Source organism: Pseudomonas sp. UYEF17, assembly GCF_040546125.1.
Classification (GTDB): Bacteria; Pseudomonadota; Gammaproteobacteria; order Pseudomonadales; family Pseudomonadaceae; genus Aquipseudomonas; species Aquipseudomonas putida_Z.
On record NZ_JBEPNE010000005.1, the window covers coordinates 155,680 to 168,227 of the forward strand.

13 protein-coding genes and 1 pseudogene are annotated in these 12,548 nt (G+C 65.4%); 5 read left to right on the forward strand and 9 right to left on the reverse strand.

Annotation, left to right across the window (positions count from 1 at the left end; translation table 11 throughout):
- Window positions 1–31: 31 nt before the first annotated feature.
- From ABIB24_RS10455 to lptM, 6 genes are read right to left on the reverse strand one after another with little or no spacing between them, the layout of a single operon-like run.
- Window positions 32–727, reverse strand: a complete 696-nt coding sequence (locus tag ABIB24_RS10455; RefSeq protein WP_013974747.1) for an HAD family hydrolase — start codon at window positions 725–727, stop codon at window positions 32–34.
- Window positions 724–1,623: a tyrosine recombinase XerC gene (xerC, locus tag ABIB24_RS10460; RefSeq protein WP_013974746.1), complete on the reverse strand. Its 900-nt coding sequence runs from the start codon at window positions 1,621–1,623 to the stop codon at window positions 724–726. The genes ABIB24_RS10455 and xerC overlap by 4 nt, the downstream gene beginning before the upstream one ends.
- Window positions 1,623–2,333, reverse strand: coding sequence for a DUF484 family protein (locus ABIB24_RS10465; RefSeq protein ID WP_015272252.1), 711 nt, complete (start codon window positions 2,331–2,333; stop codon window positions 1,623–1,625). The genes xerC and ABIB24_RS10465 overlap by 1 nt, the downstream gene beginning before the upstream one ends.
- A 13-nt stretch (window positions 2,334–2,346) precedes the next feature.
- Entirely contained in the window at window positions 2,347–3,177 is an 831-nt protein-coding gene (dapF, locus tag ABIB24_RS10470) for a diaminopimelate epimerase (RefSeq protein ID WP_075046727.1), read from the reverse strand.
- Between the two features lie 4 nt (window positions 3,178–3,181).
- Window positions 3,182–4,429, reverse strand: a complete 1,248-nt coding sequence (lysA, locus tag ABIB24_RS10475; RefSeq protein ID WP_137162648.1) for a diaminopimelate decarboxylase — start codon at window positions 4,427–4,429, stop codon at window positions 3,182–3,184.
- A 9-nt stretch (window positions 4,430–4,438) separates the two neighbouring features.
- Window positions 4,439–4,657 carry an LPS translocon maturation chaperone LptM gene (lptM, locus tag ABIB24_RS10480; RefSeq protein ID WP_025341070.1) on the reverse strand — a complete coding sequence of 73 codons (219 nt, stop codon included), beginning with the start codon at window positions 4,655–4,657 and terminating at the stop codon, window positions 4,439–4,441.
- Between the two features lie 412 nt (window positions 4,658–5,069).
- Here lptM and cyaY point away from each other — a divergent pair, with 412 nt between their 5' ends.
- The 3 genes from cyaY (at window position 5,070) to rnk (ending at window position 6,185) form a co-directional block, all read left to right on the forward strand.
- A complete protein-coding gene (gene cyaY / locus ABIB24_RS10485) occupies window positions 5,070–5,402 on the forward strand; it encodes an iron donor protein CyaY (protein WP_004575827.1) in 333 nt (110 codons plus the stop codon).
- Between the two features lies 1 nt (window position 5,403).
- Window positions 5,404–5,628: a DUF1289 domain-containing protein gene (locus ABIB24_RS10490; RefSeq protein ID WP_013974742.1), complete on the forward strand. Its 225-nt coding sequence runs from the start codon at window positions 5,404–5,406 to the stop codon at window positions 5,626–5,628.
- A gap of 146 nt (window positions 5,629–5,774) precedes the next feature.
- Complete coding sequence (gene rnk, locus ABIB24_RS10495) at window positions 5,775–6,185, forward strand: nucleoside diphosphate kinase regulator (RefSeq protein ID WP_025341069.1); 411 nt, start codon at window positions 5,775–5,777, stop codon at window positions 6,183–6,185.
- 116 nt (window positions 6,186–6,301) lie between these two features.
- On the opposite strand, the gene ABIB24_RS10500 is transcribed toward rnk, so the two are convergent.
- Window positions 6,302–9,157 carry a class I adenylate cyclase gene (locus ABIB24_RS10500; protein ID WP_274078270.1) on the reverse strand — a complete coding sequence of 952 codons (2,856 nt, stop codon included), beginning with the start codon at window positions 9,155–9,157 and terminating at the stop codon, window positions 6,302–6,304.
- A 172-nt stretch (window positions 9,158–9,329) separates the two neighbouring features.
- Here ABIB24_RS10500 and ABIB24_RS10505 point away from each other — a divergent pair, with 172 nt between their 5' ends.
- On the forward strand, window positions 9,330–9,782 hold the full coding sequence (locus tag ABIB24_RS10505) for a YaiI/YqxD family protein (RefSeq protein WP_013974739.1): 453 nt from the start codon (window positions 9,330–9,332) through the stop codon (window positions 9,780–9,782).
- 179 nt (window positions 9,783–9,961) lie between these two features.
- Here ABIB24_RS10505 and elbB read toward each other — a convergent pair whose 3' ends face one another.
- Complete coding sequence (gene elbB, locus ABIB24_RS10510; RefSeq protein ID WP_025341066.1) at window positions 9,962–10,621, reverse strand: isoprenoid biosynthesis glyoxalase ElbB; 660 nt, start codon at window positions 10,619–10,621, stop codon at window positions 9,962–9,964.
- Window positions 10,622–10,931: 310 nt separating this feature from the next.
- Here elbB and ABIB24_RS10515 point away from each other — a divergent pair.
- Window positions 10,932–11,360, forward strand: a pseudogene (locus ABIB24_RS10515) (sterol desaturase family protein); the annotation flags it as partial.
- A 501-nt stretch (window positions 11,361–11,861) separates the two neighbouring features.
- Here ABIB24_RS10515 and ABIB24_RS10520 read toward each other — a convergent pair.
- On the reverse strand, window positions 11,862–12,506 hold the full coding sequence (locus tag ABIB24_RS10520) for a DedA family protein (RefSeq protein WP_085704029.1): 645 nt from the start codon (window positions 12,504–12,506) through the stop codon (window positions 11,862–11,864).
- Window positions 12,507–12,548: the final 42 nt, after the last annotated feature.

Sequence of the window (12,548 nt, forward strand, 5' to 3'; positions counted from 1 at the left end):
TGCCCGCGAAGAGGCCGCGAAGCGGCCCCTGTCAGCGCCAGCGCGCGAGGATGTCGGGTAACTGCGACAGGCGCTGGATCTCGGCGTCTGGCGCCTGTTCGCCTACCCACGCCTTGCCCTGCGGGTTGAACCACACCGCGCGCAGCCCGGCACGCTGGGCGCCGGCGATATCATCGCCCGGGTGGTCACCGATGTGCACCGCTGCGCTGGCCTCCACGTCACCGCGGCGCAGGGCTTCGAGGAACGGCGCCGGGTCCGGCTTGCCGATGCCGAGGTCCTCGGCACACAGGGCAAAGCGGAAATAGTCCGCCAGCCCCAGCCGGCTCACGTCGGCATTGCCGTTGGTGACCACGCCCAAGGTGTAGTGGTGGCGCAGGATCTCCAGCACCGGCTGCACCTCCGGAAAAATCTCAACCTGGTGACGGGCATGCAGGAATACTTCGAAACCTTCGTTGGCCAGCTCCTGCGCATGCTTTTCGCTGTAGCCGACTTCTTCCAGGGCATGGAACAGCACCCGTCGGCGCAGGGCGCTGATGCGGTGCTTCAGGCCGGGTTCGGCCTGCACCAGGCGCTCGCGAATGGCGAACAGGTGCTCCACCGGCACGCCGCCAAGGATTGGGGCGTTGGCTTCGAGCCAGTCGCGCAGCACGACTTCCGCGCTGGCAATCACCGGCGCGGTATCCCACAGGGTGTCGTCGAGGTCGAAGGTGATCAGCTTGATGCTCATGAGTCTGTGCCTTTGCTGCGTTTGGCCCGAGGGTGGGCGCTGTCGTACACCGCGGCCAGGTGCTGGAAGTCCAAGTGGGTATAGATCTGCGTGGTGCCGATGTCGGCATGGCCGAGCATCTCTTGCACTGCGCGCAGGTCCTGGGACGATTCCAGCACGTGGCTGGCGAAGGAATGGCGAAGCATGTGTGGGTGCAGGTGCTGGCCCAGCTCGCGCTCACCGGCCGCCTTAACGCGTTGCTGAACGGCCCGTGGGCTGATGCGGTTGCCCTGGCGGGTGATGAACACCGCGCGGTCGCGCGGGTTGCCGATGCCGCGCAGGCGGTACCAGGCCTGCAACGCTTCGCGGGCCTTGCGGCCGACCGGCAGCACGCGGGCCTTGCCGCCCTTGCCCAGCACCTGCACCAGGCCGGCGGCGAGGTCCAGGTGATCGAGGTCGAGGTTGGTCAGCTCGGACAGGCGCAGGCCCGACGAATAGAACAGTTCGAGGATGGCCTGGTCGCGACGGGCGATGAAGTCATCGTCGACACCGCCATCCAGCAGTTGCAGGGCGCGGTCGGTGTCCAGCACCTTGGGCAGCCGGCGTTCGCCCTTGGGCGCGCTCAGGCCGCTGGCCGGGTCGTGCTGGCACAGGCCTTCGCGGTTGAGATAGCGGTACAGGCCACGCACCGCCGACAGCAGCCGGGCCAGGCTGCGCGAGGACTGGCCGTGGTGGTGCTGGCGGGCGATCAACTGGCGCAGTTGCTGGATCTGCAGCGCCTGCCAATCGGCAATGCCGTGCTCCTTGCAGTAGGCGACCACCTTGTCCAGGTCGCGACGGTAGCCCAGCAGGGTGTGCTCGGACACCTGGCGCTCGTTGCGCAGGTGTGCGCAATAAGCCTCCAGCTGGCGTTCCATCAGCGTACCGGGCGCAGGGTCTGGGTAACGCGTGGCACAACGCGGCCAAGTACCTCGGCAATGTAGCCAAGGAACAAGGTACCGACGCTGCTCTTGTAGTGTTGCGGGTCGCGGCTGCCGATCGCCAGCACCCCGTGCAGGCCCTGGTATTCCAGGGCAGCCACGGCGCTGGAGCCCACTTCCCGGCGCTGTTCTTCACCGAACAGGAAGGCCAGCTCGTGCTCGCGCAGGTTGCCGCTGACCGTCTTGCCGCCGCCCAGCAGGGCGCCGATGGCCTGCTGTGCTTCGGCGTTACTGACCCAGCGCCCGACCGGCGCGACGTTCTCGCCGAACAGAATCAGGCTGACGAAGGGCACCTGGAATTCCTGGCGCAGGCTGTCTTCGACCGCCATCACCACTTCTTCCAGGCTGCCGGCGTCGAGCAGGTCGAGGATCAGCCGGCGGGTCTTGTCGAACAGCCGGTCGTTGTCGCGGGCCACGTCCATCAGTTGTGACAGGCGGTGGCGCATCTCGATGTTGCGGTCGCGCAGCAGCTTGAGCTGGCGTTCCACCAGCGACACGCTGTCGCCACGCTGGTGCGGGATGCGCTGTTCGATGAGCAGCTCGTCGTGCTCGGCGAAGAAGGTGGGGTGGGCGCGCAGGTAGGCGACCACCGCTTCGGCATCGAGCTCGGCGGACTGCTGGGGTACAACCTGGGGCTGATCGGTCATGGCGGTTACTCGCTTAGAGACGAACCTGTCCTTCGTAGACGCGTACGGCCGGGCCGGTCATCAGTACGGGCTTGCCGGGGCCGGCCCATTCGATGTGCAGGCGGCCACCGGGCAGGTCGAGGGACACCGGGGAGTCCATCCAGCCCTGGCTGATCGCCGCCACGGCGGCGGCGCAGGCGCCGGTGCCGCAGGCCTGGGTTTCGCCCGCACCACGTTCCCACACACGCAGGTTGGCGCGGTGGCGGTCGATGACCTGGAGGAAGCCGGCATTCACCCGCTGCGGGAAGCGTGGGTGGTTCTCGATCTTCGGGCCCAGCTGGTGCACAGGGGCGGTACGCACATCGTCGACACGCAGCACGGCATGCGGGTTACCCATGGACACGGCGGCAATCGAATGCACCTGGCCGTCGACTTCCAATGGGTAGTTCAGCGCCTGCTCGTCGGCGACGAAGGGGATTTCGGCAGGGATGAAGCGCGGTGGGCCCATGTCGACACTGATCTGGCCGTCGTTCTGCACGTCCAGCTCGATGATGCCGCTCTTGGTTTCCACGCGGATGCGCTTTTTCGCGGTCAGGCGCTTGTCCAGCACGAAGCGGGCGAAGCAGCGCGCACCGTTGCCGCACTGCTCGACCTCGGAGCCGTCGGCATTGAAGATGCGGTAGCGGAAGTCCACTTCCGGGTTGTTCGGCGCCTCGACGATCAGCAACTGGTCGAAGCCGATGCCGGTGTGGCGGTCACCCCATTGCTTGGCGTGCTTGGGCTGGATGTGCGCGTGCTGGCTGACCAGGTCGAGGACCATGAAGTCGTTGCCCAGCCCATGCATCTTGGTAAAACGCAGCAGCATGGGCTTACTCCGGCAGCAGGCTTTCGCCAGCGTACAATTCGGCGATGGTCTCGCGGCGGCGTACTTCGAAGGCCTGGTCGCCGTCGACCAGGATTTCAGCGCAACGGCCACGGGTGTTGTAGTTGGAGCTCATGACAAAACCATAGGCGCCCGCGGACTGTACGGCCAGCAGGTCACCTTCGGCCAGGTTCAGCACGCGGTCCTTGCCGAGGAAGTCGCCAGTCTCGCAGATCGGGCCGACCAGGTCGTAGGCACGGCCTTCGCCTGCGCGTGGCTTGACCGCGCTGACACCCATCCAGGCCTGGTACAGGGCCGGGCGGATCAGGTCGTTCATCGCCGCATCGATGATGGCGAAGTCCTTGTGCTCGGTGTGCTTGAGGTATTCCACGCGGGTCAGCAGGACGCCGGCGTTGGCCACGATGTAGCGGCCCGGCTCGAACACCAGGGCCAGGTCGCGGTCGCCGACGCGCTCGCGGATCGCCTTGATGTAGTCGGCCACCAGCGGCGGCTCCTCATCGCGGTAACGCACGCCGACACCGCCACCCAGGTCCAGGTGGCGCAGGTGGATGCCGCACTCTGCCAGGCGGTCGACCAGCACCAGCAGGCGGTCGAGGGCATCGAGGAAAGGCTCGACGGTGGTCAGTTGCGAACCGATGTGGCAGTCGACACCGACCACTTCCAGGTTCGGCAGCTGCGCGGCGCGCACGTAGATGGCCTCGGCGTCGGCGATGGCGATGCCGAACTTGTTCTCTTTCAGGCCGGTGGAGATGTACGGGTGGGTGCCGGCGTCGACGTCCGGGTTGACCCGCAGCGAGATCGGGGCAACCTTGCCCATCTCGGCGGCCACCACTTGCAGGCGCTCCAGTTCGTCGGTGGATTCGACGTTGAAGCAGTGCACGCCGACTTCCAGGGCACGGCGCATGTCGTCGCGGGTCTTGCCGACGCCGGAGAACACCACGCGGTCGGCACGGCCGCCAGCGGCCAGCACGCGCTCCAGCTCACCGCCGGAGACGATGTCGAAGCCTGCGCCCAGGCGCGCCAGCACGTTCAGTACGCCGAGGTTGGAGTTGGCCTTGACCGCGAAGCACACCAGGTGCTCGGTGCCTTGCAGGGCGTCGGCGTAGCTACGGTACTGGGCCTCGATGTGGGCGCGCGAATACACGTAGGTCGGGGTGCCGTAGCGTTCGGCGATGGCCGACAGGCCCACGCCTTCCGCGAACAGCTCGCCGTCGCGGTAGTTGAAAGCGTTCATCTGGTTTCCTTACTGCGCTGGCGACTGCTCGGGCTCGGGCTCGAGCTCCGGCTCTGGCTGCTGCTCTTGTACCGGGGCCGGCTTGGCTTTTGGCTGGTGCTGGTGCGACTTGTGCGCTTTGCCGTTATCGCTGTCTTCTGGCAGATACAGCGGACCTTTCTGGCCGCAGGCCGAAACGAGGCAGGCAACAGCGACCAGCGCCGCGAGGGAGGAAATCAGGCGCTTCATGGGTGAAATCCTTAGAAATATGCAGTATTGCGCCCGAGTATACCGAGCGACCGACGGCTTGCCTATGCAAGGGCCGGCCCGCCGGGCGGGCTATTCTTACCGCCTGCAAGGGCCCTTTCGCGGCTGAAGCCGCTCCCACCTCGACCGCATCGGCCTCACGCCATGTGCAGTACTGTAGGAGCAGCCTTGTGCTGCGAAGAGGCCGGTACTGGCAACACATATCTGCAGCCTTGCCGGCCTCTTCGCAGCACAAGGCTGCTCCTACAGCTACTGCACTGGTCTCGGGCCCTGTAGGAGCGGCTTTAGCCGCGAAGGGGCAAGTGAAGGTAGCGGCTAAACCTTTGCATTCGGCGGCAAGCGCCCGTATCTTGCCGGGCTTGCCTGTAACGCAGCCAATTTCGAGGTTCCTGCAATGAGTTTGAGTGAAGCGCGTTTCCATGATCTGGTCGACGCGACCCAACAGGCCCTGGAAGACCTGTTCGACGAGAGCGGCCTGGACCTGGACATGGAGAACTCCGCTGGCGTCCTCACCGTCAAGTTCGAAGGCGGCGCCCAGCTGATCTTCAGCCGCCAGGAGCCGCTGCGCCAGCTGTGGCTGGCCGACCGTTCCGGCGGTTTCCACTTCGACTACGACGAAGACAGCGGCAAGTGGGTGTGCGAGAAGAGCGAAGAGCTGTTGGGCGAAATGCTCGAGCGCATCGTCTGGGAGCGGGCCGGCGAGAAGCTGGACTTCGACGAGATCTGACATGAGCAGCACCCAGGCCCGGCCGCCCAAGCCGCTCTACAGCAACGTCAGCCCTGCAGTACCGTCGCCCTGCATCAGCGTTTGCCGGCTGGACGAACAGCGGGTCTGCACGGGTTGCCACCGGCATGTCGAGCACATCCGCGAATGGCGTTCGGCCGATGACGAACGGCGCCGGCAGATCTGCCGCGAGGCCCAGGCCCTGCGCGACCAGGCTAAGGCACACTGATCGCAGGGGCTTGAGTATTTACCCGGCTGTGGTAACGTCGGGTTCTGCGTCGGTGACGCCAAAGCCTTCACAAACCCCGCCCTTGGGCGGGGTTTTGCTTTATCTGCACGATGAAAACCGCCTGTTCAAAGGAGTCTGACTGGATCATGAGCACCAAGCCTTCCCTCATCCTCACCCGATTGGACGTACAACGTCTGGAGCGTCTGATCGACAGCCTCGACGAGAGTACGCCGGGTGTGCTCGCCCTGCAGGACGAGCTGGACCGCGCCGAGCAGGTGGTCGGTCACGAGGAAGTCCCGGCTGGCGTGGTGACCATGAACTCGCGCGTGCACTGCCGTGAGGAAGCCAGCGGCAAGGACTACCATCTGACCCTGGTGTACCCGAAGGATGCCGGGCCGGAAGGCAAGGTCTCGATCCTGGCGCCGATCGGTTGCGCCTTGCTGGGGTTGTCGGTGGGCGCGCAGATCGACTGGCCGGCCCCGGGGGGCAAGACCCTCAAGCTGAAGCTGCTGGAAGTGGAATACCAGCCGGAAGCGGCGGGCGATTTCGACCTGTAAGGGCCAGGGGGCCGCTGTGGGAGCGGGTTTACCCGCGAAGAAGGCGACGCGGTGTATGGCACCGGCTTCGCCGGTGTTCGCGGGTGAACCCGCTCCCACATGTGTCCCCCGGCAACTCAGGATCCTTCTGCCAAAACCTGCTCCAACCCCTCATTCAAAGCCTGCTCCAGCTCCCGCTTGTAGCGCAGGTACAGCTGCGTCGACCCCAGCTGGTCATCCAGCAACTCGGACAAATCCAGGTCAGTGATGTAGCAGCGGTACTGTCCTGCACCACGTCGCTGCCCGAGGATTTGCCGGGCCGCTACCGCATATAGCTGTTCACCATGCTCCAGTTCGGAAAACTCCTGCTGGTCGCAATACAGCGTCACGTGCGCCGCACCCGCCACCCCGGCCTGGATGATCGCCTGCACCTCATAGTAAGGCTGGTCGCTACCCTCGAGCGGGGCCTGGCGCGGCTCGATGCTGCGCGCCTTGCCTGGCCCGGAAGGCAACAGTTGCGCGTAGTGGATGTCCAGTGAGGCCGCGCGCTGGGTGTCCAGCGGCAGCCGGGCATCACGGCGCATCACCACCGAGCGCAGAAAGCGCTGCAGCGGCAACAGCAGGTGGGCTTCGTCGTGCAGGGGCAGGCGTTGCTGCCACAGGGCATTGTATTCATCCAGCACGTACAGCTCGGCCCAGCCACCCTGCAGGCGGTAGAACACCTGGATGCAGGCCGGCCGGCCCTGCTCCAGCACCAGGTGCAGGTCGTGGTCCTGCAGGGCGTTGGCATCCAGGTATAGCGGGCTGTAGGCGCTACGCTCTTCGCCCAGGTGGTCCAGCAGTGCCTCGTGCTCGGCCAAGGTGGTGAGGCCGACATGCCCGGCCAGCAGCTCCAGCACATGGGTGTGCTGGGCCACCTGCAGCAGGTAGCGGTGGTTCAGGCCCTGGTCCAGCAGCAGCTGCACGGTGTCGAAGATTTCCTCCACGCGTTGGCCGATGGCTTGGGCGCGGCTGTGGCAGAAGCAGCGCACCCGCACCCTCGGCCGGTGGCCGCGCAGCACGGGGCTGTTGAGGAAGTCGCGCAGGCAGCGCACCAGCGCGTGCTCGCCGTCATAGCGCTGGACCAATACCTCGTTCCAGCTGTTGAGGGTGACCTGGTCCAGGGTCAGGACCAGGTTTTCGCGCACGCCTGCATAGCTCAACGAGTCGGTACGCTCGGTGGTCATCAGGATGTTCAGGTCGCGGTGGTGGCGCAGTGGGTCGATGGCGACGTTGACCAGCAGCAGCACCTCGTCGGCAACGCTGGGTTGCAGCAGGCGCACTTCGCTGACGGTCGGCAAGGGCAGGGGGATGCTCTGCTGCAGGCAGCCGACCAGGTTGAACAGCTCGAATTCGCTGAGGTCGCTGACACCCGGGTGCAGCGCCAGGCGCGTGCTGCTGTCGATCACCCCGTTGCGATGGGCCCAGGTCAGCAGTTCGAGCAGTTCGCGGCAACGCTTGAGCGGGCTGAAGTGGTCCACCTCATGGGGGCTCAGGTTGCCGGTGTACAGCTCCCAGTGGTGGCTGCCGGGCTCTTTGCGGTTAGGCGCCTGGACCAGGGTCAGGGTGCCTTCGGCCAGGTCCGGCGCGATACCGGGGTTGATCACTTCGACCTTGCCGGCGCGGCGCTCGAAGGCCGCGTAAAGGCGCCGGCCCAGCACATTGAGATCGCGCTGGTCGGCGCGGCTGCTGGCGTTCTGGGTGCGGGCGAACTGGCTGAGAAAGCGGTAGCTGTGGTTCAGTTCGGCCACCAACTCGCGGCGCTCGACGGCAACCTGTTGCACTTTCCATTGGTTGCGACTGTCCAGCAGGGCCAACTGGCGCTCGTCCCAGCCCCACTCGTCGGCCAGGCGCTGCAACAGCCGGCGTTGCCAGCCATTGGCCCGGGCCGGGTCGCTGAGCTTCTTGTTCACCTTCAGGTACAGGCTGCGCCGCACCAACTCCAGGCGCGCGTGTTCGCCACGCTGCAGCAGGTAGCGCTCGATGCGCCGGTACACCATCACGTACGGGTCCAGCTCGTCGAGGTCGAGCTGGTTGGCGAACACTGCCTGCTTGTAGTCCAGGCTCAGGCAGCGTACTGCGGGGTGTTCGCTGGCATAGGCCTCGGTCAGCAGCAGCTTGAGCAGCGACTTGTAGGGCGAGTCGATGCCTTTGAACAGTTGCCACAAGCCGGCGCCGACGAATTCGCCGGGCGGAATGTGCGCCAGGTTGCCGAGATCGAGGGCATCCTGGCTGCGGATGAAGCGCTTGGACAGCAGGGTCTGGGTATAGGTGTGGTAATCGTGTTCCTGGTAGACCGGCACCAGCCACCACAGTGGCGTGCGCCCGGCCAGCCAGATAGTCGTGCGGTAGAACTCGTCCAGCAGCAGGTAGTGCTGGGTGGTGCCGCAATCGTCGGAACCGAGCTGGCCCTCGCGTTGGCCCTGGGCGAAACCTTGCGTGTCGATCAGGAAGAAGTGTGCCTCGGCACCCAGGCTTTCCGCCCATGCCTCCAGCAGTTGGCATTTGCGGCGCAACTCGCCCAGCAGCTCGTCGGCCAGACCGGGTGCATGGCACACCCACAGGTCCATGTCGCTGTGCTCGGCCTGGGCCAGCGAGCCCAGGCTGCCCATCAGGAACAGGCCGTGGATCGGCCGCGGCGGGTTGCCATGGCGGGCCTTGTAGGTGAACGAGCGGGCCAGGCGCTGGGCCTCGACTACCAGGTCGGCGCTTGGCTCGTAGCCCGATACGCCGGCGGGGGTGCTGCCGGAGACATAGCCCGGCAGCAACGGGTGGTTCACATGAAACAGCAGCGGCAGCAGCGTCAGCACCTGTTGCTGGCGCGTCGACAGGCCCTCCAGGGCCCGCTGCAGCCGGCCCTGGTTGAGCCGCAGGAAGCGCGCACGCAATGTCGCCAGGACCTTGCGGTCGACGCCTTCGTCCAGGTCGGGGCGGATTTCGTGGGGGTGGTTCATTGCGCACTCGGGCAGGCCAGCGGAGCTGTGGCGAGTGTAGCCTGAGTGGCGGGGTCGGATAAGCGGCAATTGAAATATTGGCGCCATTTTCCCAGCGCGCGTGGGCGGCGGCTGCAGCTTTCGTTGCGCTTGAGGCATGATGGGGGTCTCAAGCTGATTGCGAGGTTTTCCGATGCGTGTGTGGATCGATGCCGACGCCTGCCCCAAGGCGGCCAAGGATCTGATCGTCAAGTTCGCCCTCAAGCGCAAGTTCGAGGTAGTGATGGTGGCGGGCCAGGCTGTGGCCAAGCCGGCGTTCGCGATCGTGCGCCTGATCGTGGTGCCCAGCGGCATGGACGCGGCCGATGATTACCTGGTGGAGCACGCCGTGCCTGGCGAGCTGGTGATCTGCAGTGACGTGCCGTTGGCCGACCGCCTGGTGAAAAAGGGCGTGGCGGCACTGGACCCGCGCGGGCGCGAGTTCGACGAGCGCAACATGGGTGATCGGCTGGCGGCGCGCAACCTGTTCACCGAGCTGCGCGAGCAGGGCCAGGTGGGGGGAGGGCAGGCGCCTTATGGCGAGCGCGAGAAACAGGCGTTTGCCAATGCGCTGGACCGGATCATTGCCCGGTTGTCCAAACCCTGAAGCGACCCGGCTGGCGGGATGGACACGACGTGTGGGAGCGGCCTTGTGTCGCGAAAGGGCCGCGAAGCGGCCCCAGGATTTCAGCTTCGCCGCATAAATTGCCGGGGCCGCGCTGCGGCCCTTTCGCGACACAAGGCCGCTCCCACAGGGACCGCGTCAGATTCTGAATCTTGCACCCGTTACTCGTGCGTCAGCTCCAGCACCCGGTCCACCAGCTTGTAGATCCCGCCAGCCGCTTCACTGATCGACTTGGCCTCCATGTACGCCGGGGTGGTCACCAGCTTGCGCTGGGTGTCCTCGACAATATCGTGCACATCGCACTCTTCATGGGTGCCACCCATCTTCGTCACGGCCGCCGCAGTGCCGGCGTCGGTACCGATGGTGCAGACCACGCCTGGCCCGTAGATCTTCGCCGCCAGCGCCGGCGAGATGCAGATCAGGCCAACTGGCTTGCAGGCATCGGCAAAGGCTTCGGCCAGGGCCAGCACATCTGGGTGGACGCTGCAGTTGGCGCCTTCCACGGCAAAGTTGGACAGGTTCTTCGCCGCCCCGAAACCGCCCGGCACGATCAGCGCATCGAAGTCTTCGGCCTTGGCTTCGCGTATGTCCTTGACCTCGCCGCGGGCAATGCGCGCCGACTCCACCAGCACATTGCGCGATTCGGGCATTTCCTCGCCGGTCAGGTGGTTGATCACATGCATCTGCGCAATGTTCGGCGCGAAGCACTGCACCTGCGCACCACGCTGGTCGAGGCGCAGCAGGGTGATCACGCTTTCGTGGATCTCGGCGCCGTCATAAACGCCACAGCCGGAAAGAATCACCGCTACTTTTTTTGTCATGCTTTTTACTCCAGTGTCGAGGCGCTAAATGTCCTCTAGTTTGGCAGATGTAGCCATAGGGATTCCTGCAAGCGCGGCCTAATCTTGGCGGATAACACCTGAGGTCGTACCCATGGACCTGATCCTGCTGGCCGTGCCGTTCTTCTTCGTGCTGATCGCCGTCGAACTGCTGGCCGACCGTGTGCGCGGCCAGCGCAACTTCACCCTGGCCGACTCGATCAACAGCCTCAGCACCGGTGCGCTGTCGACCAGTACCGGGTTGCTGACCAAAGGGGTGGGGCTGGTGACCTATGCCCTGGCGTTCGAGCACATGGCGTTGCTGCGCCTGCCGCCGCAGGCCTGGTGGGTGTGGCTGCTGGCCTTTGTCCTGTACGACTTCTGCTACTACTGGCTGCATCGTCTTGGCCACGAGCGCAACGTGCTGTGGGCTGCGCACTCGGTGCATCACCAGAGCGAGGAATACAACCTCACCACGGCGCTGCGCCAGACCAGCAGCGGGTTCATCTTCTCGTGGCTGTTCTACCTGCCGCTGGCGTTGCTCGGTGTGCCGCCGCTGGTGTTCATCACGGTGGCGTCGCTCAACCTGCTGTACCAGTTCTGGGTGCATACCCGGCACATTCCCAAGTTGGGCTGGCTTGAGTGGGTGTTGATCACGCCATCCAACCATCGCGTCCACCATGCGCAAAATCCTGCTTACTTGGATCGCAATTACGGCGGCGTGTTCATTCTCTGGGATCGTCTGTTCGGCACCTTCAAAGAGGAAGACCCGGCCGAGCCGGTGGTGTTCGGGGTGACCACGCCGCTGGCCAGCTGGAACCCGCTGTGGGCCAACCTGCAGTTCTATGCCCAGCTCTGGCACGACGCCCGTCGCGCCGGCAGCCTGTGGGACAAACTGCGCATCTGGTTCATGCCCACCGGCTGGCGCCCGGCCGATGTGGCTGCACGCTACCCGCAGGCCAAGCAGGACCTGGCGTTGTTTCGCAAGTTCGAGGTTGCCCTGGGCCGTGCGCAGCAGGCCTATGTGGCGGTGCAATTCGTGGGTTACGTGGCGCTGGGCAGCTATCTGATGGAGGTGGCCGAGCGCGTGCCAACCGCCGCCCTGGTACTCGGCTGGGCGCTGATGGCGTTTGGCTTGTTCGTGCTTGGCGCGCTGCTGGAGAACCGGCCATGGGCCGTGCGCCTGGAGCTGGTACGGCTGCTGGCGAACGCGCCGGCGCTGTACCTGGCCGGCGCACTGGGCCTAGCGGTGGTCGTGCCGCTGGCCTGGTTGCTGCTCGTGGCTTACAGCCTGCTCAGCCTCTGGGGCCTGGGCCTTGCCCGCCGCCTTGCGCTCCGCGCGCAACGTGCGGAAGCGCCGGCGCAGCCACAGCAGGCCGCCCAGCGCCAACAGGCCACCGAGCACCCATAGCTCGTAGCGCTTCACGTTGCCCAGCAGGCCTTCGAGGATGGCGCCGAAGTGATACGCGGCCGCGCCCAGGGCCACTGCCCAGATGGCAGCGCCAAGACCATTCAGCAGCAGATAGCGGCGTGGCGGGTAGCCGGACAGGCCAATGGCCACCGGCATGACCGTGCGCAGGCCATAGACGAAGCGGAAACTCAGTACCCAGATGTCGGGGTGGCGACGGATGTGGTCCAGCGCCCGGTCACCCATCGCCTGCCAGCGTGGTTTGCGTGCCAGGATCCTGCGCCCGTGGCGACGGCCCATGAAGTACCACAGCTGGTCGCCGGCATAGCTGCCGAAAAACGCCACCAGGCACACCAGGTTGATGTCCATGTAACCGCGGAACGCAAGGAATCCCGCAAGCACCAGAATGGTCTCGCCTTCGAAGAAGGTGCCTAGAAAAAGGGCGAAGTAGCCGAAATCCTGCAGGAATTGTTGAAGCATTTTCTGAGGTGCTGGCGAAATGAACGCGAAGCCTACCCCTTC

What these genes read in the sequence shown, in the direction of transcription:
- ABIB24_RS10455 (WP_013974747.1), bottom strand. Translation starts at nt 727, where the DNA reads ATGAGCATCAAGCTGATCACCTTCGACCTCGACGACACCCTGTGGGAT.
- xerC (WP_013974746.1), bottom strand. Translation starts at nt 1,623, where the DNA reads ATGGAACGCCAGCTGGAGGCTTATTGCGCACACCTGCGCAACGAGCGC.
- ABIB24_RS10465 (WP_015272252.1), bottom strand. Translation starts at nt 2,333, where the DNA reads ATGACCGATCAGCCCCAGGTTGTACCCCAGCAGTCCGCCGAGCTCGAT.
- dapF (WP_075046727.1), bottom strand. Translation starts at nt 3,177, where the DNA reads ATGCTGCTGCGTTTTACCAAGATGCATGGGCTGGGCAACGACTTCATG.
- lysA (WP_137162648.1), bottom strand. Translation starts at nt 4,429, where the DNA reads ATGAACGCTTTCAACTACCGCGACGGCGAGCTGTTCGCGGAAGGCGTG.
- lptM (WP_025341070.1), bottom strand. Translation starts at nt 4,657, where the DNA reads ATGAAGCGCCTGATTTCCTCCCTCGCGGCGCTGGTCGCTGTTGCCTGC.
- cyaY (WP_004575827.1), top strand. Translation starts at nt 5,070, where the DNA reads ATGAGTTTGAGTGAAGCGCGTTTCCATGATCTGGTCGACGCGACCCAA.
- ABIB24_RS10490 (WP_013974742.1), top strand. Translation starts at nt 5,404, where the DNA reads ATGAGCAGCACCCAGGCCCGGCCGCCCAAGCCGCTCTACAGCAACGTC.
- rnk (WP_025341069.1), top strand. Translation starts at nt 5,775, where the DNA reads ATGAGCACCAAGCCTTCCCTCATCCTCACCCGATTGGACGTACAACGT.
- ABIB24_RS10500 (WP_274078270.1), bottom strand. Translation starts at nt 9,157, where the DNA reads ATGAACCACCCCCACGAAATCCGCCCCGACCTGGACGAAGGCGTCGAC.
- ABIB24_RS10505 (WP_013974739.1), top strand. Translation starts at nt 9,330, where the DNA reads ATGCGTGTGTGGATCGATGCCGACGCCTGCCCCAAGGCGGCCAAGGAT.
- elbB (WP_025341066.1), bottom strand. Translation starts at nt 10,621, where the DNA reads ATGACAAAAAAAGTAGCGGTGATTCTTTCCGGCTGTGGCGTTTATGAC.
- ABIB24_RS10520 (WP_085704029.1), bottom strand. Translation starts at nt 12,506, where the DNA reads ATGCTTCAACAATTCCTGCAGGATTTCGGCTACTTCGCCCTTTTTCTA.